Here is a 25,366-nt window from a genome sequence, read left to right as displayed (position 1 = left end):
GTATAGCCATGGCTATACTTTTAAAATGCTATACTTCATACGAAGCCCGCTACGGTCGGTTTTACTGCAGCAGTTCGCTGGTCAGGCGTTTAATCTCTACCTCGGCGGCTTTCGCCTCGTACTGGATGTTGATCAGGCGATTGGTGGCGATGAGTTGGTTTCGCTGGGCCTCACGCAGTTCGATGGCAGTAAGCAAACCCAGGCGGTAGCGCTCCAGCGCGATGTTGGCGTTCTCGTCGGCCAGCTTCAGGTTGGCTTCTTCCAGCGCCAGCAGCTTTAGGCGGTTGGTATACTGGCTGTAGGCACGTGCCAGCTCCGACTCCAGCCTGTTCTGCTCCTGCGCATACTGCAGCTGTGTTGTTTCGATGCCGATGCGTGAGTTCTGCACCTGGCGGTTGATGTTAAAGCCGTTAAAGATGGGCAGCGACAAGGAAAGGCCGTAGTTAAAGCCTTGGCGCTGGCTCTCGTTTGTTCCCACGGTGTTACCAAAAATTACAGGGTCCTGCAACGACTGGTTGTAGCCATAACCGCCTGTAACCCCAATCGTAGGCAGGCGCAGCGCACGGGCAGCCCGTAAATCGAACTGAGCAATGTCGCGCTCGAGTTGCAGGCGCTGCAAGCTCGGGTTTGCCTCAATCAGGTTTGCATTTGCCACCTGGTACTCCAGTTGCTTGTCTACTATAATGGTATCGGTGGATACAAAGCCGATGGTTGGGTTTCGTCCGAGAAGCTGGTTCAGGTTTATCTTGGCGTTCTGCAGCGCTTCCTGCTGTCGCAGCAGCTCCGATTGGTCGGCGTTTAAATCAACCTGGGCCCTCAGCACTTCCACTTTTGCGCTCACACCCACGTTTACCTGCTCCTGCGTAATGGTTACACGCTGCTGCGATATTTCAATGGCTTCCTCCAGTGCATCAATCAGGCGCGCCTGTCGCACTACTTCGTAGTAGGCATCTGAGATGTCTGCCACGGTGTTCTCCACGGTGGCCTTTGTCAAAAGCTGTCCAGACTTCTCGAGCGCCAGCAGCCTGTTATGGGCAATAAACATCCGTCCTCCGTCAAACACCGTCCAGGCCAACTGCACACTGGCGTTTGTGCTGTTGTTTCTCAGGTTGTCGATTTCGCGCGCTGGCTCATTCTCAAACTGGTTGCGTGTTTTATTGTCGGAGAAATCACGGCCAGCCCTGCCGGTAATGGTTGGGTAAAAACCGGCATTGCCGCGGGTCGCGTTATTAGAGGCTATCTCGTCCTGAGTGTCGGCAATACGGATATCATAATTGTGCTGTAATGCGATGCGAATGGCCTCCTCCAGGGTTAACAGGTCCTGGCTCTGGGCCAGGTGAGGCAACAGCAGTACAACAGAAAAAACAAGTATAGCGGCTTTCTTAAACTTAAACATGCGTCGGCGCGGTAGTATTTAGCTTTGATGATTATGCCTTCACGGCGGTTTTTGGTTTCATTTCCTCCTCTGTGTCCTCCACGCGGGTAGCCCTGTTTGATGAGAAGTAAGAGTATACAGCCGGAATAACATACAACGTCAGGCCTGTGGCGAAAATCAAGCCGCCCACCACAGCGATACCCATGGAAGCGCGGCTCTCAGAACCTGCACCCAAGGCGAGGGCAATCGGCAGCGTGCCAAGTATGGTGGAGAGCGACGTCATCAGGATCGGGCGGAAACGCGAAACGGCGGAGTCTACGGCGGCATCCAGCTTCGTGAGGCCCTCTTCTTTCCGCTGGTTGGCAAATTCTACCAGCAGGATACCGTTTTTAGTTACCAGACCCACGAGCATAATCATACCTATCTGGCTGAAGATGTTCATCGTTTCGTCGAAGTACCACAGGCTGACAAGTGCTCCAGCCAGTGCAAGTGGCACCGTAAACATGATGATAACAGGGTCGCGGAAGCTTTCGAATTGTGCTGACAGTGCCAGGTAAATCAGCCCAAGGGCCAGCAGGAAAGCGAAGAGCAAGCTGCCGGAGCTTTCAGAGAAATCCCTGGATTGGCCAGTCAAAGAGGTTTGATACGTTTCGTCCAGTACCTGGTCGGCAATGGCATCCATCGCTTCCACACCGTCGCCAATCGTTTTTCCTTTGGCCAAAGAGGCACTGAAGGTAGCCGAGGCGAATCGGTTGAAGCGGTATACTTGCGGTGAGGCGCTTTCTTCGGACAACTCGATCAGGTTATCCAGCTGTATCAGTTCTCCAGAGCTGCTCTTCACGTACAGGCTGCGCAAGTCCAATGGCTCGCTGCGGTTCTCGCGGCTTACCTGGCCCAGGATCTGGTACTGCTTGCCGCCTTTTACAAAATAGCCGAAGCGCTGCCCGCTAAGGCCAAGCTGCATGGTTTGGGCAATGTCACGCACGCTCACACCCAACGACTGCGCTTTTTCCCGAAGGATCTCTACGCGTAGCTCCGGCTTGTTAAATTTCAAATTGACATCCACAAACTGGAAGGTAGGGTCCGCCTGCGCCGCCTCCAGGAAAGGAGGAATCACCTCACGCAGCTTTTCCATACTCTGCGACTGCACCACAAACTGCACCGGCTGCCCGGAACCACGACCGCCGCCAAGGCCTTTGTCGCCTGAGGCAAAAGCACGGGCGCCGGGTATCTGGTTCAGGAGTGCCGGTAACTCATCCACAATTTGCTGCTGAGATTTCTCCCGCTTGTCAGGGTCAACCAGGCGCAGGCGAATGAAGCCTGAGTTAGAGTTTCGCGTTAGCGAGGTTATACTTGCAATGCCCTGCACCGAATCGTTTACCAGGGCTGTCAGCTCATTCATGTACTTGTCCATGAACTCGTAAGAGGCACCCTCAGGGCCGGTGGCGTTAATCCGGAGGCCGCTTCTGTCCTCGTCTGGCGTTAGCTCCGACTGCAGGGTAGAAATCTGCCACCAGATGGCTCCTGCCGAAAGAATAACCAGTACAAAGGCAACCCAGCGCACTTTCATAAAGCTTTCAAGGCTGCTGCGGTAACCGTCGGTAAGGGAAGTAAAGAAGGGCTCTGTCTTTCTGTAAAACCAGTTTGGGCGCTCCCGGTGCTTCAGAATGCGCGACGACATCATCGGCGTCAGGGTAAGCGATACAAAGGAGGAGATAATAACCGAACCGGCTATCACAATGCCAAACTCCCGGAAAAGGCGACCGGTGGTATCCTCCAGGAAAGCAACAGGCATAAACACGGCTGCCAGCGCAACCGTGGTGGAGATAATGGCAAAATATATTTCAGAGGAGCCTTTCTTGGCGGCGCTTCTGGGGTCTTCCCCTTTTTCTATCCGGGCATAAATGTTCTCCAGCATCACAATGGCATCGTCCACCACCAGGCCAATGGCCAGCACCACGGCCAGCAGCGTAAGCACGTTGATGGAGAAATCCATTACGTACATGATGAAGAAGGAACCGATGAGCGACACTGGTATGGCCACCACGGGAATAAGGGTGGAGCGCCAGTCGCGCAGGAACAGGAAGATGATAATTACTACCAGCCCCAGCGCCACGTAGATGGTTTCTTCTACCTCAGAAATAGAGGCCCTGATATACTGAGAGTTGTCGAAGCCGATGATAAGCTCCAGATCTTCCGGAATGTCTTTTTTAATGTGTTCCAGGCGTTTGTAGAACTCATCCGCGATCTCGATTTGATTGGAGCCTGGCTGCGGCACAAGCACGACACCAATCATCGGCACACCATTGTAGCGCAATACGGTTTTCTCGTTTTCTGGGGCAAGTTGCGCATAGCCAATGTCTTGGAAGCGGATCAGGCGGGTGTCATCCTGCCGGACTACCAGGTTGTTAAAGTCCTCCACGGTGGAGATGCGGCCCATGGTGCGTACGGAAAGCTCTGTGGAGGCACCCTCAATACTTCCCGACGGCAGTTCCACGTTCTGGCGAACAAGGGCATTCTGTACCTCCAGGGGTGTTACCTGCAGGGCAGCCAGTTTGTCGGGGTCCATCCAGAGGCGCATGGAGTAGCGCTTGTCTCCCCAGATCATAATTTCACTTACGCCTGGTATGGTTTGCAGCTGCTCCTTAAACACATTCAGGCCGATGTCGGAAAGCTCCAGCAGCGAACGGGTTTCGCTTTTAACACCCAGCATGATGATGGGGTTGGCGTCGGCATCCGCTTTCGATACAGTGGGCGGCTCGGCATCTTCGGGCAGGCGGCGCTGCGCACGCGCCACACGGTCGCGCACGTCGTTGGCGGCTGTCTCCAGGTCCACGTTCAGGTTAAACTCCACTGTAATGTTGCTGCTTCCCTCGCTGCTGCTGGAGGTAAGGGTTCTGATGCCGGCAATACCGTTAATGGACTCCTCCAGCGGCTCGGTAATCTCAGACTCTATCGTCTCGGCGTTAGCGCCTGTGTAGGAAGTCCGCACGTTGATGATCGGCGGGTCTACGCTTGGGTACTCGCGCACGCCCAGGTACGTAATGCCAATAAACCCGAACACCATGATCGTGATGCTCATCACGATGGCCAGTACCGGGCGTTTTATACTAATATTGGATAAGCTTGCCATAAAGATTTATACTTGCTATAGAGTAATACTGCAGCTTCAGGGTATCACCAAACCCGCAGGTTTGTTCCGGAAGAAGGCGTTTTATACTTCGCCTTCCTGTGGTTTTTCTGTGCCCGCCAGGTAGAAATTCAGGTAGAGCGGCTTGTTATGTGCAGGAGCGGATGCTTACCGCCCCATTAACGCACTACCCCCTGGCTTCTACATGCGCTACTTGCCTGTTTCTGTTACTTGCCGGATGTTAAGCTCAGAGCCCGGGCGCACCTGCAAAATACCGGAGCGGATAATGGTGTCTCCTGGCGCAATGCCTTCCAGAATCTGAATAAGGGTTTCGGAGCGCTGGCCAATCTTCACCATAGTAGGAACAGCCTTGCCGCTTCTGGCTAAAAACACTTTCTGCCCTGAGGCCTCAGGGATGATGGCTTCTGTTGGAATCAGTATGGCTTCTTCCATTTCCTTCAGGGGCAGTTCTACCCGCACGAAACCTCCCGGCTTCATGGACTCGTCTTTGTTTTCGTAGAGGGCGCGCACCTGCATGGTGCGGGTGGTGGGGTCTATGTTAGGTTGTATGGCGTAAATTCTGGCCTTGTATCGCTCGGCACTGCCCTCGGAGGTAAAGGTAATCTCATCGCCCTCTTTCACCATCTGGCTGTAGCGGCCGGGCACCGAAAACTCTATTTTAACCGGGCTTATATCCACCACACGGGCAATCGGGGTGCTGGCTGTAACATAGCTGCCCTCACTTACCTGGCGCAAACCGATTACGCCATCAAAAGGAGCGCGAATGTATGCCTTTGCCAACGTGGCTTTCAGGGCCTGTATGTCGGCGGTGGCGGTGGCCAGTTGGTTGCTTACCTGGTCGTACTCCTGCGCGCTGATGTACTCCTTCTCGAGCAAGGTGCGCTGGCGTGCCTCCATGTCGCTGTACAGTTTCTGGTTGGATTGCAGTTTCTGCAGTTGGGCACGCATCTCAGCATCGTTTACCGTTAGCAGCAGCTGGCCTTTCTTCACGCGCGCGCCCTCCTCAAAATTGATGTTGGTAACGCGGCCGGTAATCTCGCTGCGGAGTTCCACATCCTCGTTTGGCAAAACCGTACCGGTAGAGGTGATCTTGTTCTGGTACGCCGAAGGCGATACCACAAACACGTCTACGGCTACTTTCTGCGCCATAGGTCCGCCGCCGCCCTTAGCCTCAGTTTTTTGCTCTTCTGTCCCGGAAAATACTTTACTTACAAGCAGGTAGGCGACAACCGCAATGGCTATCAGTATCAGGATGGGTTTAACGGTTTTGTTCATGAATGTTTAAACACAAGTATAAATAGTGTGCGCAATGGTATAAGTAAAATTAACGCGGTGTTTCTTCGGTTCCTGTTGCGGCAGCTTTAAAATTACGGCCTTATCCACTATTTAAAAAAATAACGTAGTGAATCTCTACAAACAGGTGCAATGTTTAGACAGACAACCTTTTTAAAGGTTTAAAAGTCTCCGATTTTTATTTTATGAAGGAAAAACCAGACAAGAGGAATTTTTTTGAGGATGTGTACCAGGTCGTGCGGCTTATACCGAGAGGGCGTGTTTCCTCCTACGGGGCCATTGCCAGCTACCTGGGTTCCAAGGGCTCGGCGCGCATGGTAGGGTGGGCGCTGATTGCCGCGCACCCTTTCTCGGCTTCCCAGATTCCCACACACCGGGTGGTAAACAGGCTTGGCCTGCTCACGGGCAAGCAGCATTTCGATGTGCCCAGCGCCATGCAGGAGCGGCTGGAGCAGGAGGGCGTTCGTGTGCAGAACGATAAGGTGGTGGATTTTGACCAGCTGTTCTGGGACCCTGCCAAAGAGCTGCTGTAGCAGGGGCAGCAAAAAGCAGGAGCACAGGGCGCGGTTTCCTATGGAATCCATGCCCTGTGCTCCTGCTGCAAGGAATGCGCTTTGCTACGACTTTGCTATATCCCGGGAAGCATAATGATCTTGGGAGATTACTCTGTAGGAGTTGACTCCGGTGTCATACGTGCGCACGATCTTCATGAAAGAGCCGTCGTTGCGGAACACGTACAGGCACTGCATGTTTGGGTCTGTTTTCTTGTCCCATTGGCCGTTTTTCATTACCGGGCGCAGTACCAGCGTATTATAAGCCGGCGACCAGTTGCCCACCATCAGGACAACCTCTTTGCCTTTTTTGTTAAGCTCCACAAACTCAAAGCGGTTTTTAGCCGCTGCATAGCGTAAGAAGCCCTCCGTTGTAAGGGTACTGCCGTCCTGTTGCCTTACATGCGAGGTTTCGTGCACAAACTCAGAGTTCGCGCCCTTCTTGCAGTTGGCGTTCCCCCTAAACTCGGTGAGGGCGTAGGAAACCGGCTCACTTACATACCGGTTTACCTGCCAATTGCCCACAATGCGCTGAAGCAACTGGTTTGCCTCTTTGGTGGTGAGAGTGTTGTTTTCCTGTGCCTGAGTGGCAGGAGCTGCTCCTATCAGCAGCACCGCTGCCAAAAGGAATGTGATAGATTTTTTCATAGTTTTATTTTTTGTGGTGGATAATCGGTCGGTGTGCTGCGCGTGACTGGTGCGCCAGAACAGTACAAGTATAACTACTTTATAAACACGCGTTTGGGCTTTTAGACCAACCCCCTGGAGTAGTAGCCATAGCCATGCAATGTTTGTACGAAGGGCGCGGGCCACGCGGATTTTACCGACGAACAGCCGACGTGCGGGCTTATATGGCGAGGATAGGAGCGGCACAAAAGGCTGCCGTTAGCCTGTAGAAATCAGGCCAACGGCAGCGAGGGTATACACAGGCACACATCTGGGTTACAAGTTATACTTGCCTCTTTCAGGTATGACTTCCTGCGGATTTATACTATGGATTAGTATTGAATAAGGTAGGTGGTGGTATTGTAACCTGCGAAAATCCCCAAGCCGTTTTTAATGTTGTTGTGCACCGGACCCGGCGTTGTCATGAAGTTATCTACCGAATACCTGGCTAAGGTTTGAGCATACAGGTAATAGTCTGGGCTGATTTGGGCGATGTTCAGGTAGAGGGGAGTTCCTTTTTGCGGTAGTTCGTAGCGCAGCTTCAGTGTAGTGGCTTTACCGTCTATCAGTTTGTCGCTGAAGAAATAGAGCGCGCCCATGGTGAACTCCTCTTCAAAAGGAGCCTGCATGTCCAGGTTAAGGTAAAACTTATACGCCTCGCCGGTATGGGCCGTGTCCGGAAAGTATGCGCTGATGTAGTAATAGTTCTGAACATTAGGCGCATCGGTTAGTATAAAGGTTACTTCTGCCTCAGGCATATTTGGGTCTTTGGGTGCAGAAGCCCTGGTCACTCTCAGGGAACTTATTGCAGGCAGAGCAGGGGCAAAGCCGGTAGCCTCACAGGCCGGAAAACCAGGAGCCGTGACTTTTAGCGTATAATGTTCCATCGCCTGCGGGAGCACATCCGCCGCTTTATACTTGCCGTTTCCTGCATGGTCCATGTTGAACAGAAGCTTGTTGCCCTGGTATACTGCTACCGTAGCGTGCTGCACCTGCTCATACGGCTCAGTGGAGAGGGCGTTCTGGCTGGCGCTGACATCCACAGTCCAGGCGCTGTCGGGCGTAAACAGGCTGTTTACCACCAGCAGCGGCTCCTGCTCGGGCAGGTCGAGTTCCACCACGTCGGTGCAATTCCAGAGCAGCAGGGGCAGGCAAAGCAGTAGCAGGGTCTTTCTCATCAGCATCATCCTAAAACTTAAAACCATAACTTACAGAGGGCAGCACCGGGAACAACGATTTCTTGAAGAGCCGGCGCGGAGAGCTTATGCTGGAACTGGTGCTGCTGAGGTACAGGTAATAAGGGTTCCTGCGGTTGTAGGCGTTGTACACGGATACATTCCAGCTGCGTTCTCCCCATTTTTTCTTTTTCGTGTGCGTCAGGCTAAGGTCGAGGCGGTGGTAAGCGGGCATCCGGTAGTTGTTGCGCTCCCCCAGATAGTCCACTGTCTCCACGAAGGGCGCATCTACTCCCGGGCGCTGCGCCGACGGCTCCTGGTAGGCTTTGTACCGGACCAGTGGCAGGGTGGTGGCAAAGCCGGTGCGGTATACCCAACTGCCTCCCAAGCTCCACCTCTCATCAAACTGGTGGTTGGCGACGAACGCTATACTATGGCGGCTGTCGTAAGTATAGGGGTACTTTCGGTTAAAGTTTACGCTGTCCAGCTGCCGCCACGACCAGGATAATGTATAGCCAAGCCAGCCGGTGGTTCTGCCCTGGCGTTTGCGCAACATGGTTTCCCAGCCGTAGCTCCAGCCTTTGCCGCTTGCAATGCGGGTTTCGTACGGAGGGGCCACGAAGTTAGAGAAATTGGTCTGTGGTCCGCTCCGCAGAAAGTCGCCTATAAAGTCACCCCCGTTCCGGAACTCCGCCACGTCCTGCATCTCCTTGTAATACAGGTCTGATGTAAGCTCCAGTTTATCCTGCGCCAGTGAGGCGGCAGCCCCTAAGGTAGCCTGCCACGAGCGCTGCGGTTTTACTTTATCGGTGGCTGGCACCCAGATGTCGGTGGGGGTGCCTGTGGAGGTGTTGCTAAGCAGGTGCAGGTACTGGGCCATGGTGGCGTAAGATGCGCGCAGGCTTATACCTTTCGCCGAAGTATAACCCAGGCTCAAACGTGGCTGCAGTGAAGTATAAAAGGCGCCGTTCACGGCAAAACCCGAAAAGTGCAGCCCCACAATAGCCTGCAGGCGCTCGCTTAGCTGCAGGCGGTCATCGGCATAAGTATAAAACTCATGCGCCCGAATGGTAGAAAAGGAGCTTGAGGTAAGGGTAAGGGTGTCGGTGCGCAGGGTGCTGGCCTCGGGGTTGAAGTTATGGTACGTATAGCTGCCCCCGAACCGAATGCTGTGCCGTGCACTGGCTGCCAAGTCAAAGTCAGCCTTAGCGCCCCAGTCTTTTATACTTGAGCTGTAGTCTGTCTGCCGTTGCGTCTTTACTTCTTGACGGACTAGCTGAAACGCTGCATCCTGCGCAAAGCTGTAGCGGCTGTGCGTTAGGGTGAGGTTGCTGAACAGCCTGGGCCCGAACACGTGGTTCCAGCGCAGGGCGCCTGTCGCATTGCCCCATCGCATCCTGAATTGCTGCTCCTCTTTATAACCGGTGCCTGAAAACTCATCTTTGTCCGAAAACCTGTCCTGGCCGCCATACACACTAAGGTATACCCGGTCAGTCGGGGAGAAGGTGTGGTTGATTTTGGCATTAAGGTCGTAAAAGTTGTAGTTGCTGACTTTCTCGCCGCTTATGGCTGCAGCGGCTGCTGTGAACGCATCAAGATAGGTGCGCCGCGCGGCGATCAGAAAGGCTGTTTTCTCGTTTTTGACCGGGCCCTCCAGCAGCAGTTTGGAAGAGACGATGCCCACGGCACCCTCGGCGGCGAACCGCTGGTTGTTTCCCTCTTTCAACTGCACATCCACCACCGAAGACAGCCTTCCCCCGTAAGGCGCCGGAAAGCCGCCTTTAATCAGGTCCACGTTTTTAATGGCATCCGGGTTAAAAACCGCAAACATGCCCAGCAGGTGCGACACATTGTACACCGGCACCCCATCGAGCAGGATCAGGTTTTGATCGGGACCGCCGCCACGCACATGCATGTCCGAAGAGCCCTCGCGCCCAGCCTGTACCCCGGGCATCAGCTGCAGGGCTTTCACGGCATCGGCCTCGCCCATCAGGCGCGGGAGCTGCTTTAGTTCAGCACTCCGCATCGAGAGGCGGTTGGCCTGCTGCAGGTCGGTCACTTTCTCGGCTGCTACCGTTACCTCCTGTAGCTGGTTGGCCAGTGGCAGCAACTGCAGTGTGATTAGGGTATCGCGGGTCAGAGAGCCTGCCGGTAGTATAAGCGGGGCATATCCCAGATAACGTACCTGCAACTGCAGGTTACTGCCAGTTACGCGCAAACTGTAAAAGCCATAGGTATTGGTGGTTGTGCCGGTGATTCCGTCCGAAACCACTGCGCCGGCCAGGCGTTCGCCTGAGCGTGCATCCTGTACAAAGCCGCTCACCGTTACCCGTGCTGCGGGCGCCTGCGCCAACGCTGCATAGCTGCTGCCTGTTAAGGTCAGTAGCAGAACTGCAAAGTATAAATAACGCACTGGTTTTGTTTACCGCTCCAGTACCATGCGCACATCCACTCTTTTGGGTGTGCGCGTAGCGGCATTGAACACTGACAAGGCCGCTTCCCCTTCCAATTCCAGCCTGTCGTCGGTTTGTTGTACAACTTTCCAGGGGCCATACAGCATATACATAAAGCCTTCGTGCGAGCCTGCGGCGGTGAAGTTGATTGTTTTGCCTTTGTCCATGACGGAATAAACCAATTCTTTACTCGGTTGGCTGTTAAAGGTAAAGGTGCCGGGGCATGATTTGGCGGCATCATCCAGATTGCACTTTGTGAGGGTGATGGTGCCGGAGGAAGGGAGTTTGGTGGTGTCCTGCTTCAGGTGTGTTACCTCTTTAACCTGCCAGGTGCCATCCAACTGGTTCAGCGTTTTCTGATCTTTGTCACAGGCGGTGGTGGCTGCCGCGGCTATTAGCAGCAGTAGGGTGTAAATTTGTTTCATTTTGAAATATTTGGAATCATTAAATAAAAAAATCATCAGGATATATTTAATTATATGGCCTGATATTTATATTGTGTTAATATTGCTTCATAAAACTTGTATCTTGAAAAGGATTAGTACCTACTTCAAGATACAAGTTTTATGAAGTTTATTTACTCACAAGTTTAAATTTAAACGTGCCGTCGCCTCCACCCATAGTATAAGATTCTCCCGATGGGCAAGTACCAACTACTACAGCTAAGTGGCCCATGACATCATCATCATTTTTGATTTTGAATTTAACACTTTTAGTTACTGATTGTCCAAATAACTTGAATGTTACACTAACATTATGTTCTGTTTCAAAGCCTCCATCATCTTCGAACCAGAAATAGCTGGCAGTGTTAGGCATAGTATTAGTGTCCCAATAATTAGAATTTGCATTCATGTTATACCAATAGTCAAAATCACTTCTGTTGTCATTCACATTACCCATTGCCCAAAAAGAATCATTGTTTGGATTCTTAACCTGATAAACTATTTCGGGTTGACCTAGTGCCCAAGCTTCATAGTAGCTCAAGTCACTAAAATATATGCCAGTTATATAATCAGTTTTTAAGTTCTGTCTACAATAATTCGTAGTGGTTCCACCGCCACCGCCGCCACTATATGGATCATCGGGTAGTATGTAATTTGTTGCTTTGCCTGAGGTGCCCGCATAGCTTTTTTGTGAATACGTTTGATTGATGCTATTGTATTCTACCCTTTCATTTCGACCAACAACTATAACAGGTACGTTTGGCTTGTCTTTAATAGATAATAGAGTAACCGTGCCTTTAGCATCATATGCTTTTATTGTTCCTGCTGTTTGATCATTAAAATTACTAGGAATCACAGCGACAAGTGGTGTATATTCTTCTGTATTCCATTCTTCTATATTTGCAGGAACTGCAATATTTAGAAGTGGTATCTCATTAGAAATGTTATGTAAAAATTCTACTCCATCGGCATCTTTGCTAAGTTGATTAATTGCTTTATGTTCTTTAGCTAGTAAGTTTTCAAATTTTTCATTAGCTATCAAGGCTTTACTGGATTCTTTGTAAAGGAACTCGAAGTCTCCATCAAATTTTTTATTTGCTTCAGTTTTGATGAATTTCCTTACCGCTTCGTTTTCAAGGGAACGAGCTAAGCTTTTAGCGAAGCTTTCCATTTTGGCATCCTGAGCTCTACTTGAGTGGTTAACAGTGTTTGATTCATTACTATCTGTAGGCATAAGATCTAACGTTTCCTTTTCACATCCCGTGAAAATTAACGCCGCAGCACATAGTGCAGCTCCGAGTTTGATATTTATTTTTTTTCATATTCAAATATTTATAAGAAATATTACAATATAAAAGAATGTATTCAGCAGAAAGTAACATTTCAAAGTTGGCTAAGATGACTTTTTTATCTGAAGCGTCTTTAATTGTATTAAAGGCATAGTATGTGAGAATATTTATGGCAAAAAGTAACATTGTGTAATAGGGTTAATGCTGTTTTGGTTTTAATAAGAGGTTCTAAATAAGATGGGTGAGTTGCAGATTGTAAGGATATAATGCAATAGAAGCGAAAATTATTTCCTCACGAGGTACTGTTGCATCTGTATAGTTGCGTTTTGAGCTTTACGATCAACGCCTGTTGGTATTTTAACTATAACAGCGGAAAGGAGCAGTTTCGTCAACCTGTTATCTGTGCCACTTGCATACCTTTAAGTATAAACCCTTCGACGGCTGGCGCTGTTGGGCAGGTATAGGCTGTAGCCTGGGCAAAGCACAAGGCTAACCGTCTAAAACTAAGCGCAGCACAATGGCTACCTGCACCGGAACAATTACCTTTGTAGTATGGAGATAAAGCTGAGCACCGCTAACACCCTTGACACCGGCACCACCTGGAGCCTGCCCACACTGCGCAGCGTTACTCAGAACCGTATGCTGCTGCACCTGGTTTTCTGGTCGGTGTATGTGGTGTTCTTCGGCCTGCTGTACGGCAGCTATATAGACGACTATTACTATGCCTTTATGGTGGAGTTGGTGGAGTTGCCTTTTAAAATGGGCTTGGTATACTTTAACATGTACTACCTGTTGCCGCGCTACCTGCTCCAGAAACGCTACCTCGAGTTTTTTGTGTACCTGCTGCTGCTCTTAGTGGCGATTGGGGCGGTGATGCAATTTGTGCTGATGCCTTTCCTGATTCACCCGCTTTTCTGCTCGGCTACCTGCACGGAGGACAACCTGAACCTGTACCGCTTTATCAAGAACATGATGAACGTGAGTTATGTGGTGGCCATTTCGGCGGTGATTGCCCTGCTCAAGAACTGGTACAGCCACCAGCAGTCGGCACGTAACCTGACGCAGGACAAGCTGGAGGCGGAACTTCAGTTTCTGAAAGCCCAGATCCACCCGCATTTTCTGTTCAACACGCTCAACAGCCTGTACTCGCTCACACTCAAGAAATCGGACAATGCGCCGGAGGTGGTGCTGAAGCTGTCAGGGCTGATGGATTACATGCTCTACGAAGCCAACGCGGCCATGGTGCCGCTGGAAAAGGAGCTGAACTACATCAAAAACTATATTGCGCTGGAGCAGGTGCGCTATGGCGATCGGGTAGACGTGCAGTTCTCGGCCACCGGAAGTATAGCCGGACGGCAGGTGGCGCCCATGCTGTTGCTGCCGTTCGTGGAGAACGCCTTTAAGCACGGCGTAAGTACCGAAACCAAAAATGCCTGGATCCGGATAGATGTGCGCGTGACGGAAGAGGAGCTGGTGCTGCTGGTGGAGAACTGCAAATGCGGCGATAAAGCAAGTAAATGTTCCCGCGACATGGCATCGGGTATTGGCCTGAAAAACCTGCAGCGCCGCCTGGAATTGCTCTACGAGGAGCGCTACGAACTAGAGATAGAAGACGAGCCGGACAGCTACTCCGCCAGGTTGAGCATCATGTTTGCGTAAAAGAAGTATAAAAAAATCTCTTGCCCCTTGGGGAGAGGGCCAGGGTGAGAGATTTTACATCTGCATTAGTATTTCAGCAATTGCACTTGTTAGTTAAAAGGAGCCTATCTCGTGGCCAACCTGGGAACCAGGAAGAAACATACTTGATAACCTGCGCAAGGGGGCTTACTTTACTAAAGTTGAAAATTCCCCTCCCTGGAGGGGCAGGGGTGGGTTCCACATTAACTGAAAATCTATAAGCTAATATCTAGCGTCTAACATCTAAACAAAACTATGAAATTACGCTGTATGATCGTGGATGATGAGCCCCTGGCACTGGATGTGCTGGAGACGTTTATTCAGCGGCTGGATACGCTGGAACTGGTGTGCCGCTGCGACAACGCCGTGGAGGCCTATAGCTGCCTGCAGAGTGAGCACATCGATCTGATGTTCCTCGATATCCAGATGCCCAAACTGACCGGGATAGATTTTCTTAAGTCGCTGGCGCACCCGCCAAAGGTAATCTTTACCACCGCCTACCGCGATTATGCCGTTGAGGGATTTGAATTGAATGTGGTAGATTACCTGCTCAAGCCCATTGCCTTCGAGCGCTTCCTGAAAGCGGTGTCCAAAGTGTCGGCGCCTGAGCCTGTGCAGTCCGGTTTGCAGGCTGCGCCTGTGGCCCCCGCTGCTGTGCCGGCAACTTATGCAGAGGCCTTCATCTACCTTAAATCAGACAAGAAAATGGTGAAGGTGATGCTCTCTGATGTTCTGTACATCGAGAGCCTGAAGGATTACATTCGGGTGAAGACAGAGACAAAGGAGATTATCTCGTACCAGAAAATATCTTTCCTGGAGGAGAAGCTGCCAACTGACAAGTTCCTGCGCATCCACCGCTCCTTTATCGTCGCCCTCGATAAGATTCAGGCTTTCTCTGCCACCGCCGTAGACATCGGGAAATCCGAAATTCCCATCGGCCGCTTCTACAAAAACGACGTGCTGCAGGTGCTCAACCAGAATAACCTGTTGGAAAGTTAGTTTCTTTCAATTGTGAATGAGGAATTATTAATTATGAATTAAAAAGCGGAAATTGTAGGAGGTGCCCTATGTTCAGTAACCGTATAGAATACCAGCCATTCATAATTTTTAATTCATAATTATATAAGTGTACATCTCCAAAAAGAAGCTGTTTTACCCGGTGCAGGAGCGGTTGCGCAAGTACCTGCACTACTACGACCGCGAAACCAAATTGCCGGTGCTGTACGAGGACCTGCTGCACTACTCTGATTCCTACCCATACTTCGACAAGAAGAGCAATGATACGCTGTGGGAGTCGGTGATATACGATCAGCACATGCAGCAGGAGCTGAAAGAGGGGCTCACTATGATCTATGCCCTGCTGAAAACAGACGGCGATATGACAGTGATGGAGCACCTCTACGTGTCGCGCATCGATTACTGCACCTTCGGCAACTCCAACCCGTTCCGGGTGCAGATCATGAACCAGCTAAACGACAACTACGATTACTTTTACGTGAAGCGCGCCGATGCCTCCCGCATTTATGGGCTGGAACTGGAGCACATTCTTTCGCCAAGCCGTATCAACTACCTGGTAGATGGCGACTCGCTGATTGAAGAGCACATTGCGGGCATTCCGGGGGATGTGTTTATTAAGGATTTTGTGGAAAGGCCCACCACCAACAAGGTGCGCCTGGCAAAGGAGTTTGTTAAGTTTAACGAGCGCTGCTTTGTGCGCCTGCTTGGCGATATGCGTGCTTATAACTATGTGGTAGATATTACGCCGGATTTTGAGGATGAGCAGTACCGGGTGCGGCCCATTGACTTTGACCAGCAGACGTATGAGGGCAAAAAAACAATGTACCTGCCCCAGTTCTTTAAAGACAACAACGTAATTGTGGAACTGGTGCTGCAACTGCTGAAGCCGGATGTGGTGAAGCAGTACCAGAACGAAGAGCGCACCCTGATGTTCCGCCGCCTGCGCGCCGCCCGCTACCGCCTCAAAGACCTCATCGACTGCATGCGCAACGACGTTATCTCCACACCCGAAAAGATAGAGCAGCTAAAGCAGGAACTGGCAAAGCACCACAAGCAGGATGAGTTCCTGAAATGCCAGAACATGGGCGACCTGGTGCGCCTGCACCTCAAAACCATCCTCACCAAAGCCCCGAAGGTGAAGCAGGCGTAAGTTCATTGCTCGTCATTTGTTGCTCGTTTTTCGCTGCTTAGTAGGAAAGTATATAGTGATAGATGCTGAATGGCTATAGTGCAATGTCGTCAGCACAACTATCATCAGCACAATTGTCATCTCGACGGTAGGAGAGATCTTTTCAGAATCCCAGATAGGTCTCTCATTTTATTCGAGATGACAGGTAATGCTGGCGTAAAATATCCTCTCGGGATAACAAAAAGGAGGAAGTTTAGGATTGGTTACCCCGGCGCAAAGGTACAATTCCACAGCAGACAACTCAAACTTCTACAGCCTCTCTACCCAAAACTGCCTATACTTACCCGAACAACGGTTAACAAACAACGAAAACTACAGCCGCTCCAAATCCTTTCGGGTGCGTTCGCTGTGCTCCAGGTTGCCTGTGTTAACGGTGCTGGCGGGCTCAAACATCAGCACTTCCGCTTCCTGATGGGCCACCGGCCGGTGCTCCACGCCGCGCGGCACGATCAGGAACTCACCCGGGAGAAGGGTTATCACTTTGTCGCGCAGGTGCATCTCAAACTCGCCTTTTACCACCATAAAAAACTCGTCCTCGTGCTCGTGGTGGTGCCACTCAAACGGGCCCATGAATTTTGCCAGCTTTACCTGTTGTCCGTTCAGTTCTCCGGCAATGCGTGGGTTCCAGTGGTCGTTTATCTGGTCGAACTTATCGGCGAGAACCACTTTTTGCAAGGCTTGATTTTCCATACTTGTAGTCTATCTAAAATAATTCTAAATAACTTTTGCTAATTGTTTGGACTCATTCTAAATAGTCCTTAGCTTTGTAATGTAGTCTAAACCACTACAGCTAAGATACGCCACATGAAGCAGACAGCCATCCAAACAGCAGAAATTTATACTTCAGAGACAGGTGCCGTTTACCAGTGCGACCGCAGCAACCGTTTGATTTTATCATTTGCTGGCCATGCCACGGTATTGAAGGTGGAGGCTTTTTTACGCTTGAAGCGTGTGGTGGATAGCATCGACCTGCAGGCGATGGCAAACAGCCCGGCCCGCTGCTCTGATTATGAGATCGTTTCTGTTTGCGGCTGCGACCGCTGCTTTGTGCTTACCCTGACAGAACTGATCGCGCTGAAAGAACTGCTCGCTTCGGCCCGCTTTATGATGGAGTTGAACAGCATGCTGCACCAGTGCTTGAATGCTGAGTTAGTGTAGCAGAAAAAGAGATTTAGAAAAACTTTATACTTGAAAGAGCACAGCTAAGCGGCTGTGCTCTTTTTATTTAGACTGCTTCCGAATTTGTGCCCGGTGTTGCTATACTACAACCAAAGGCCGTAATTTGATGTATCTAAAAGGAGCGCCTCTTTAAAAGCAGCGCGATCGAAATCACCAAAAAGAATTACCATGAAGGACTTACTAAGACTTAGAACCTCACTTACCGAGGTAATAGAACAAACACTGAACGAGCAGATCAAGATGGAGGCCGAAGCATCGGCCATGTACCTGGCTATGAGCAGCTGGTGCGACCGCAATGGCTTCGACTTTAGCGCCGGCTACTTCAAAAAGCAGTCTGACGAGGAGCGGGAGCACATGCTGCGCCTGTTCAAGTACGTTTCTGATATGGGTGGCCGTGCCGTTTCTCCGGCTATAGGCGATGTGCAGGTAGAGTATGATTCTTTCCGTAACGTGTTCGAAATGGCCCTGCAGCAGGAAATAGCCGTGACGCAATCGTTTAACCGCATCGCAGACAGATGCCAGAAGGAGAAAGACTACGTGACGTTCTCGTTTATCCAGTGGTTCCTGAAGGAGCAGATAGAGGAGGAGTATGTGGCCCGCCGTGCGCTGGAGCTGTTCGAGCTGATTGGCGAAGACGGAACCGGACGCTACGAGATCGACAAGCGTGTGCCGAAGATAAAGTATGAGAATACCTACGAAGATTAAATTACAGCAAGTATAAAGCAAAGGGCCTCCGGATGATTTCCGGAGGCCCTTTGCTTTATACTCTTTTATACTTTCTACTTCACTGTGTTGTTGAGGATGTGCTCCTGGAACGCCTGCTTTGCCTTTTGCTCGTCGGTGTAGGGCAGCCAGGCATTGTCGGGCTGCATGCTTACCACGGGGGCAAAATCGCAGCGGTCAGTACAGTCTGTTTTAATGACCTCCACCTGTCCCTTCATATCCATTTCCTTTATCATCCCCCTGAAAAGCTTGCTTAGATCCTTGCCGCCTTTCTTTTTGCATTTGCTGCCTGTGCACACGTAAATTACCTTGTCAGGTATGTTAAAACTCTTGCTCATGTAACGAATGTACGGACAATTGGGAGGGAGAAGTTGAGATAGCGGGAATTTTATTCTGTTTTGCGATGAAATGCAGGAATCGATTCGGCCTTATATGGGCACACTCATCTGCTGTTGCAGCCACTCCTGTGCGTCTGGCATACTGTAGAACACGCGCATCTCAAACTCACCTTTCACAAAGTCCTGCATCTGCAGTGCTGCTGCCTCCGCGAAAGTGTCTTTGTTCACTACATGAGCATAAAACCGCAGCCCTACCTTTTTGGCGGCCGGCACCCACTCATTCTTGATCCACTCCAACGACTGGTCCCAGGGGCCAACCAATTCCCGGTTATCGATCAAGGTAAAAGCGCAACCTGTTTGCTGCAGTACTTCCAGGAAGGAGGTACTGCCCACTTTCACGTTGTCGGTCGATACGTAGCCGGTCCAGTTGTTGTAGATCCAGCGATTCTTCTTGTCGTGGCTTATGGTAAGGTATGTCTTGCCAGTGGCACTCTTGAATTCTCTCATTGGGGTGTCATGTGTTGCAGCAGGTATAGGTGTAACCATGCCTTTCAAGAGTTAGTTCTATCAGTATTTGATTTTTCTTTATCTAAGGTTTCATATATTTAGTTTAATTTTGATAAAAGAATTTAGCAGGTGATTGAGGATGAGGATGCTAGGTATTTTAACTGCTGCTGCTTTATTTTTAAATTGACATTCAATCGCCTAACTATAGCTGAAAAGCCGAAGCGGCACAGCCAGGAGTTATACTTCCAGCTGTGCCGCTTCGGCTTTTCTTTATGCCCGTTATACTTAAGACGTCTGTCGCGGCTTTGGCAGCGGCTTGCGCGGCAGTTTCTTGTCGCGCATGGCGGTGTGGTATACCATCGAGGCCACGATAGTGGCTGCCTGGCGCAGGTCGTCGGCCTGCAGGCGGTCGTAGGAATCCTGGTTGGTGTGGTGGGTGCGCGTATCGTAGTCTATCTCATCCTGAATGAACTGGAAGCCCGGCAGTCCCACGGCATCAAACGCCAGGTGGTCAGTACCGCCCGTGTTTCGGATAGTTACCGTAGTGGCGCCCAAATCGTGGAAAGGTGCCAGCCACGCCTCCATAATCGGGCGTACAGCATCGTTGCCCTGCAGGTAAATCCCCCGAATTTTGCCGGTGCCGTTGTCCAGGTTATAGTAGGCCGACAGCTTTTCCTGCTCTTTGGTCAGCTTCATGGTGGCAGGGTCGCCAAAGTGGTTTTTTACATAGCCCCGGGAGCCATGCAAGCCCTGTTCTTCGCCCGTCCAGAGGGCAATGCGGATAGTGCGCTTTGGTTTAACGCCCATGGCCTGCAGAATACGTACGGCTTCCATCATCACCGCTACACCGGCGGCGTTATCGGTGGCGCCGGTTGAGCCATGCCAGGAGTCGATATGGCCACCCAGCATCACCACCTCATCTTTCAATTTCTTGTCCGTACCCGGAATCTCGGCGATTACGTTGTATCCCTTCATGTCCTTGTCGAAGAAGCGGGTTTTGGTTTCCACCTCCAGCTTCACCGGCTGCTTGGCCTCCAGCAGGCGCACAATGCGGTTATAGTCCTCCAGGCCCATTTCCAGTTCCGGCAGCGCAGGCTTGGCATCGGGGGCGTAAGGGGCGCCGTTGCTCGTAAAGTGCGTGCCGTGCATACCGCCGCGGGTACTAAGTATAACAGCGGCTCCTTCTTCCTTAAAGAACTCATTGGCCTTGTTGCGCAGCGCCATGCGGGCGCGGTACTCTGCTATGCGCTCGGGCGTCCAGCTGCTCTGGCTTCTGCTCGCCTCCAGGCTCATGGCCATCTCGTGCAGTTCTTCCTCTGAATAGCGTTTGGCATCAGCGGCGAAAGTGGTTTTGGCCTCGTTGTCGATCTGGGTAAGTATGATTTTGCCCGACAGTTTGCCTTTGTACTGCTGCAGGTCCTCCTCCTTCTCCAGTTTCACCAGCACGGCCTCGGCTTTCACCTCGCCGTTGGTGCCCGGCGTCCAGGCCTTAGGGGTGGCTATCAGCTGCTGGTAGTAGGGGGCTGCCATGGCGATGTAGGATTTCTCCACCTCCCAGCCGCGGCCAAACGTGCCCCATTCCTCCTGATGCGCGTTTTTCAGGCCCCACCCGGTGAGTTGCTTTACCGCCCACTCGTTGGCGCGCGTCAGGCCGGGGGAGCCGGAAAGGCGCGGGCCCGAAACGTCCGTCAGGTAAAAAGCGGTTTTCATGACCTGCGAGTTCTGCAGGCCTTCCTGTTTGATGCGGTGCACCATGTCCAGGTCCACAGGTTCCTGCTGCGCCTGCGCCACAAAGGCGAATTGCAGCATCAGGGCTAAGGCGAGTAGCGGTTTCTTTTTCATATGATATGAGGAAATAGGATAGGTAGCTAAGCTTTAATTGTCACGCACCGAGGCATCATCTTCCTTCAGGAGTTTGACCGTGCCATCAACGGCAGTCTGTTTGTCTATCAGCACCAGTTCCCCATCCCAGCTGTTGATGCCGCCCTTGCCCGGTTTCCCGTTGCGGCCCATCTCACCGGCGCTGTAAAGCATGTAAATGCTGTTGTTGCGGTTGGGGCTATCGAAAATATTGAAGATAGGGATAAAGTCGGCGGTGGAGTAAGTTAGCTGTATGTCGCCCCCGTTACCGCCACTCCGGCCCGATGTGGCATTCGTACCGTTGGTTCCGGGTACGCCAAGTATCATGTAGGGTACATTAATTGCTTTTCCGCCGGAAGATTTTTCAGACTTCGTGCTCATCTGGTCAGCTGTTCCTCTTTTCCCGTTCTTCCCGTCATACCCATCGCCGCCTTTACCGCCCCGCGAGTCGATGGTCAGGCTTCCCAAGGAGGCAAAGTGCATGTCGAGTTGCAGGTTTCCGCCGTTCTGGCCTGGTGTGCCATGCAAGTCAGGCTTGTCTGGCAGGGCGCTTTTTGCGTCTTCGCCTTTCTCGCCCCTGGATGATATCGTACAGTTCTTGCCAACGCTGACCACCTTCGCCTTCAGAATACCCAACGTCTCGGGCGAGAATTTAATAGTCGACTTATCGTGCATGATGAGCGTATCCACCACCAGCATATTGTCAGGGCCTACTTCAAACACTTCTTTCGATTTAATCTCCAGCTTGGAGTAATGCTTTGTCTGGGATAGGGCAGGAAACGCCAGGAGCAGGAATGCACTTAGTATAAAGTATTTGTTTTTCATATGGTTGGTGGTTTGCAGGCGTGTGTTTAGAATCTACAGTCAATATAACAAAATATATAGAAGATTAGAAGTATTTATTAATCCTGGATATATTTAAACTATACCGCTTAACTTCAGTCTATACTTACCAGAAACTAACCTACAACTTCAATCACCAAGTATGAACATCATCAAAAACAGATCAGCCCGACGGGCGGCCTCGCGCCTGCTGTGCCTGCTGCTCCTGGGTGGCGCGGCGCCTGTCGCCCTGGCACAGGGAGGGCAGGACACCAACACAGGATACCAGCGCCCGCCCGAAACCATCGCGTCCATTATCGAGGCACCAAACACACCATCGGTTAGCATCAGCGCAAAAGGTGATTGGATGCTGCTGCTCGAAAGCCCAGGCTACCCAAGTATAGAAGAGGTGTCGGCGCCGGAAAGCCGATTGGCTGGTTTGCGCATTAACCCGGCCACCAACGGGCAGAGCCGTGGCTACTATTACAATGGGCTCACCCTGAAAAAGGTAAGCAATGGCGAGGAGTTCCAGATCAAAGGGCTGCCACAGAACGCGCAGCTGTCCAACATCACCTGGTCGCCGGACGAGAAATCCATCGCTTTCACAAACACGAAGGCCAACGGCATTGAGCTGTGGATGGCGGACCTGGGCACCAGGCAAGCCAAGAAATTGACCGATGCCGTGTTGAATGATGCCTACAGCGGCAGCCCGTTTGAGTGGCTGGCCGACAGCAAAACGCTGGTGGTGAAGTTTGTGGATGAGAAGCGTGGCGAGATGCCAAAAGTGCCGACTGCGCCTGCCGGCCCGACGGTACAGCAGAACCTGGGCAAGGTAAAGCCATCGCGCACCTACCAGGATTTGCTGAAGAACCGCTACGACGAGCAGCTGTTTGATTACTACATGCAGTCGCAGCTGAAGCTGGTGTCGCTGGATGGGAAGCAGCAGCCGATAGGGGAGGCAGGTATCATAAAAGGCGTGGAAACTTCGCCGGACGGGCAGTACCTGTTGGTGCAAACCATCCAGAAGCCATACTCTTACCTGGTGCCGCATTATAATTTCCCTTACAAGGTGGAAGTATGGAACCGTAACGGACAGAAAGTAAAGGAGCTGGCGCAACTGCCGCTGGCCGAGGATATCCCGATTGCGTTTGATGCCGTAGCCAAAGGCCCTCGCGGCTACAACTGGCGCCCTGATGAGCCTGCCACCCTTTATTGGGCCGAGGCACAGGACGAGGGAGACGCGAACAAAGAGGCTGCCGTGCGCGACCACGTGTACATGTTGCAGGCCCCTTTCAACGCGAAGCCAACACAGATTGCCGCTACCAAGTACCGCTACCGTGGCATGAACTGGGGCGATGACATGGCCATTGTGAACGAGCGCTGGTGGAAAAACCGCATGGAGCGCAGCGTACTAATTGACCCAACCAAACCTTCTAAAGCCGGCGTGGTGCTGATTGAGCGCTCTTACGAGGACAACTATACCGATCCGGGCTCACCTGTTTTCACCAAGAATAAGTATGGCCGCAGCGTTTTGCTGACGGATAAAAAGAAGCAGAACATCTACATGATTTCCGAAGGCGGCTCGCCGGAGGGAAACCGTCCGTACGTGAGCGAGTTCAACCTGAAGTCGAAGAAGGCGGATATTCTCTGGCGATCAGAGGCGCCCTACTACGAGCGCCCGGTGGATATTATCGACCTGAAGGACAAAAAGATCATCACCAGAAGAGAGTCTGAGAACGACCCGCCGAACTACTTCGTGCGCGACATGGACGACAAGAAGCTGACGCAGATCACGAAGTTCCCGCACCCGAACCCGCAACTGGAGGGCGTGCAAAAGCAGATGCTGCAGTATAAGCGCGAGGATGGCGTGAACCTGACGGCCATTTTGTACTTGCCGAAAGATTTCAAGAAAGGCGATGCACCGCTTCCGATGTTGTTGTGGGCGTACCCGCGTGAGTTTAAGGATGCCGCCTCTGCCGGCCAGGTGAAAAGTTCTCCCTACGAGTTTACCCGCATCAGCTGGGGCTCACCGCTGTTCTGGGTAACGCAGGGTTACGCCATACTTGACAGAACCGACATTCCGATTGTGGGCGAAGGCGATGCCCAGCCAAACGACACCTATGTAAAGCAGCTGGTGTCCAGCGCGAAAGCGGCCATCGACGAGGTGGTGAAAATGGGTGTGGTTGATCCGAAGCGCGTGGCCGTGGGTGGCCATTCCTACGGTGCCTTCATGACGGGTAACCTGCTGGCGCACTCCGACCTGTTTGCCGCTGGTATCGCCCGAAGCGGCGCCTACAACCGCACACTCACGCCATTCGGTTTCCAGGCAGAGGAGCGCACCTACTGGGATGCCCCGGAAGTATACTTCCAGATGTCGCCGTTCTCGTTTGCGAACAAAGTGAACGAGCCGATCCTGCTCATTCACGGCGAGGCCGACAACAACTCCGGCACTTTCCCTATCCAGAGCGCGCGCTTTTACAACGCCTTGAAAGGCCACGGTGCCACAGCCCGCCTGGTGTTTCTGCCGGCTGAAAGCCACGGCTACCGCGCCAAAGAGTCGGTGCTGCACATGCTGTGGGAGATGGACCAGTGGCTGGATAAGTATGTGAAGAACCGTCCGGTACAGTAAATACTTAATTCATACTTCAAAAAGCCCCGGCTGCTACAGTAGCCGGGGCTTTTTTTATACTTTCTACCTGAAATATAAACAGGTTGGTTTTTATACTTGCGGGCTTTGTCCTGTAACTGCGTGCCAATTGTTAATGTGTTGCTACCAGGATGAGAAGTATAACGCATGCCACTTTGCTTTCAGAGGTGTTATCCATCCACCGGCAACAAAGTGCATTCGGCCAACAACTAAAGCACACCTCCCGCTCGTACGTAGCCATACTTTCATCCGCAGAAAACGTGAAGCTCAGCATCATCATACCCACTTTAAACGAAGCAGCCGCTATCGGAAAACTGCTGGCTTATTTGCGGCAACACACGAGCCCTGAAACAGAGCTTATTGTGGCGGATGGAGGAAGCACAGACGCCACCACGCACATCGCAGAGGAAATGGGCGCGCTGGTGCTGCGCTGCAGGCCCCGGGGGCGTGCCCCGCAGATGAACGCAGGCGCCACAGCCGCGTCGGGCGACATCCTGTACTTTCTGCACGCTGATACATTTCCGCCCGAAGGCTTTGAGTTGCAGTTGCGGCAAGCTGTTCAACACGGGAATGGCAGTGGCTGCTACCGCCTGAAGTTCGACTTGCCGCATTGGTTTCTGAGAGCAAATGCCTGGTTCACGAGATTCGATGTGGATGCGCTCCGCTTCGGGGACCAGAGCCTGTTTGTGCGGCGCGGGGTATTTTTGCAGTGCGGTGGGTTTGATGAGCGGCTCACCTTGCTGGAGGATCAGGAGATCATCAGACGCCTGCGCCGGGTAGCCCCTTTTGTGGTGCTGCCGCAGCAGGTGGTTACCTCGGCGCGCAAGTATAAGGAGCATGGTGTCCTCCGACTGCAGGCAGTATACTATCTGATCTACGGTCTTTACCGCTCGGGCGTAAGCCAGCGCCGCCTCCTGAAGGTGTACAAGTGGCTGCTATCCTAGTATCGTGTGTGGGAGCTGGGTCGGCGAAATCTGGTCAGGGGCATGTTCCAGAGCCAGAAAGCAACCT

Annotated in this window: 21 protein-coding genes; 8 read left to right on the top strand and 13 right to left on the bottom strand. The window is 51.9% G+C overall.

Annotation, left to right across the window (positions count from 1 at the left end):
• Positions 1–61: 61 nt before the first annotated feature.
• The 3 genes from A0W33_RS03960 to A0W33_RS03950 all read right to left on the bottom strand — a co-directional run bounded on the left by A0W33_RS03960 (position 62) and on the right by A0W33_RS03950 (position 5,801).
• Positions 62–1,396, bottom strand: a complete 1,335-nt coding sequence (locus tag A0W33_RS03960) for a TolC family protein (protein ID WP_068836965.1) — start codon at positions 1,394–1,396, stop codon at positions 62–64.
• A gap of 31 nt (positions 1,397–1,427) precedes the next feature.
• A complete protein-coding gene (locus A0W33_RS03955) occupies positions 1,428–4,508 on the bottom strand; it encodes an efflux RND transporter permease subunit (protein ID WP_068836964.1) in 3,081 nt (1,026 codons plus the stop codon).
• A 207-nt stretch (positions 4,509–4,715) separates the two neighbouring features.
• Positions 4,716–5,801, bottom strand: a complete 1,086-nt coding sequence (locus A0W33_RS03950) for an efflux RND transporter periplasmic adaptor subunit (protein ID WP_068836963.1) — start codon at positions 5,799–5,801, stop codon at positions 4,716–4,718.
• Between the two features lie 203 nt (positions 5,802–6,004).
• Here A0W33_RS03950 and A0W33_RS03945 point away from each other — a divergent pair, with 203 nt between their 5' ends.
• A complete protein-coding gene (locus A0W33_RS03945; protein WP_068836962.1) occupies positions 6,005–6,352 on the top strand; it encodes an MGMT family protein in 348 nt (115 codons plus the stop codon).
• Between the two features lie 84 nt (positions 6,353–6,436).
• Here the strand turns inward: A0W33_RS03945 and A0W33_RS03940 are convergent, their stop codons facing one another.
• The 5 genes from A0W33_RS03940 to A0W33_RS03920 all read right to left on the bottom strand — a co-directional run bounded on the left by A0W33_RS03940 (position 6,437) and on the right by A0W33_RS03920 (position 12,341).
• Entirely contained in the window at positions 6,437–7,018 is a 582-nt protein-coding gene (locus A0W33_RS03940) for a DUF1579 family protein (RefSeq protein ID WP_068836961.1), read from the bottom strand.
• Positions 7,019–7,368: 350 nt separating this feature from the next.
• Positions 7,369–8,214, bottom strand: a complete 846-nt coding sequence (locus A0W33_RS03935; RefSeq protein WP_172798086.1) for a DUF4249 domain-containing protein — start codon at positions 8,212–8,214, stop codon at positions 7,369–7,371.
• Between the two features lie 10 nt (positions 8,215–8,224).
• Positions 8,225–10,624, bottom strand: coding sequence for a TonB-dependent receptor (locus A0W33_RS03930; protein ID WP_074937247.1), 2,400 nt, complete (start codon positions 10,622–10,624; stop codon positions 8,225–8,227).
• 9 nt (positions 10,625–10,633) lie between these two features.
• Complete coding sequence (locus tag A0W33_RS03925) at positions 10,634–11,089, bottom strand: hypothetical protein (RefSeq protein WP_139237198.1); 456 nt, start codon at positions 11,087–11,089, stop codon at positions 10,634–10,636.
• Between the two features lie 148 nt (positions 11,090–11,237).
• On the bottom strand, positions 11,238–12,341 hold the full coding sequence (locus tag A0W33_RS03920) for a DUF3103 family protein (RefSeq protein WP_074937244.1): 1,104 nt from the start codon (positions 12,339–12,341) through the stop codon (positions 11,238–11,240).
• A 607-nt stretch (positions 12,342–12,948) separates the two neighbouring features.
• Between A0W33_RS03920 and A0W33_RS03910 the strand changes: the two genes are divergently transcribed.
• From A0W33_RS03910 to A0W33_RS03900, 3 genes are all read left to right on the top strand, one after another.
• Complete coding sequence (locus tag A0W33_RS03910) at positions 12,949–14,055, top strand: sensor histidine kinase (protein ID WP_068836956.1); 1,107 nt, start codon at positions 12,949–12,951, stop codon at positions 14,053–14,055.
• A 273-nt stretch (positions 14,056–14,328) separates the two neighbouring features.
• Complete coding sequence (locus A0W33_RS03905) at positions 14,329–15,072, top strand: LytR/AlgR family response regulator transcription factor (protein WP_068836955.1); 744 nt, start codon at positions 14,329–14,331, stop codon at positions 15,070–15,072.
• 127 nt (positions 15,073–15,199) lie between these two features.
• Positions 15,200–16,240, top strand: a complete 1,041-nt coding sequence (locus A0W33_RS03900; RefSeq protein WP_068836954.1) for a hypothetical protein — start codon at positions 15,200–15,202, stop codon at positions 16,238–16,240.
• A 351-nt stretch (positions 16,241–16,591) separates the two neighbouring features.
• Here the strand turns inward: A0W33_RS03900 and A0W33_RS03895 are convergent, their stop codons facing one another.
• Positions 16,592–16,969, bottom strand: a complete 378-nt coding sequence (locus A0W33_RS03895) for a cupin domain-containing protein (RefSeq protein WP_068836953.1) — start codon at positions 16,967–16,969, stop codon at positions 16,592–16,594.
• A gap of 114 nt (positions 16,970–17,083) precedes the next feature.
• On the opposite strand from A0W33_RS03895, the gene A0W33_RS03890 reads away from it, so the two are divergent.
• Entirely contained in the window at positions 17,084–17,437 is a 354-nt protein-coding gene (locus tag A0W33_RS03890; RefSeq protein ID WP_068836952.1) for a hypothetical protein, read from the top strand.
• Positions 17,438–17,626: 189 nt separating this feature from the next.
• The gene (locus A0W33_RS03885; RefSeq protein ID WP_068836951.1) at positions 17,627–18,163 is read left to right on the top strand and encodes a ferritin; all 537 of its coding nucleotides are present in this window, start codon (positions 17,627–17,629) and stop codon (positions 18,161–18,163) included.
• A gap of 74 nt (positions 18,164–18,237) precedes the next feature.
• Here the strand turns inward: A0W33_RS03885 and A0W33_RS03880 are convergent, their stop codons facing one another.
• From A0W33_RS03880 to A0W33_RS03865, 4 genes are all read right to left on the bottom strand, one after another.
• On the bottom strand, positions 18,238–18,519 hold the full coding sequence (locus tag A0W33_RS03880) for a (2Fe-2S) ferredoxin domain-containing protein (protein ID WP_068836950.1): 282 nt from the start codon (positions 18,517–18,519) through the stop codon (positions 18,238–18,240).
• A gap of 90 nt (positions 18,520–18,609) precedes the next feature.
• Entirely contained in the window at positions 18,610–19,026 is a 417-nt protein-coding gene (locus tag A0W33_RS03875; protein ID WP_068836949.1) for a hypothetical protein, read from the bottom strand.
• Between the two features lie 285 nt (positions 19,027–19,311).
• The gene (locus A0W33_RS03870) at positions 19,312–20,868 is read right to left on the bottom strand and encodes a M28 family metallopeptidase (protein WP_068836948.1); all 1,557 of its coding nucleotides are present in this window, start codon (positions 20,866–20,868) and stop codon (positions 19,312–19,314) included.
• A gap of 33 nt (positions 20,869–20,901) precedes the next feature.
• On the bottom strand, positions 20,902–21,711 hold the full coding sequence (locus tag A0W33_RS03865; protein ID WP_068836947.1) for a hypothetical protein: 810 nt from the start codon (positions 21,709–21,711) through the stop codon (positions 20,902–20,904).
• 160 nt (positions 21,712–21,871) lie between these two features.
• Between A0W33_RS03865 and A0W33_RS03860 the strand changes: the two genes are divergently transcribed.
• Together A0W33_RS03860 and A0W33_RS03855 are read left to right on the top strand one after the other, a co-directional pair.
• The gene (locus A0W33_RS03860) at positions 21,872–24,337 is read left to right on the top strand and encodes a S9 family peptidase (protein WP_068836946.1); all 2,466 of its coding nucleotides are present in this window, start codon (positions 21,872–21,874) and stop codon (positions 24,335–24,337) included.
• A gap of 149 nt (positions 24,338–24,486) precedes the next feature.
• Complete coding sequence (locus tag A0W33_RS03855) at positions 24,487–25,299, top strand: TIGR04283 family arsenosugar biosynthesis glycosyltransferase (RefSeq protein WP_082815116.1); 813 nt, start codon at positions 24,487–24,489, stop codon at positions 25,297–25,299.
• Positions 25,300–25,366 lie beyond the last annotated feature (67 nt).

Origin of the sequence: Pontibacter akesuensis (assembly GCF_001611675.1) — a bacterium.
Classification (GTDB): Bacteria; Bacteroidota; Bacteroidia; order Cytophagales; family Hymenobacteraceae; genus Pontibacter; species Pontibacter akesuensis.
The sequence above is the reverse complement of the archived record's forward strand: the minus strand, read 5'-3'. Positions and strand labels throughout refer to the sequence as shown.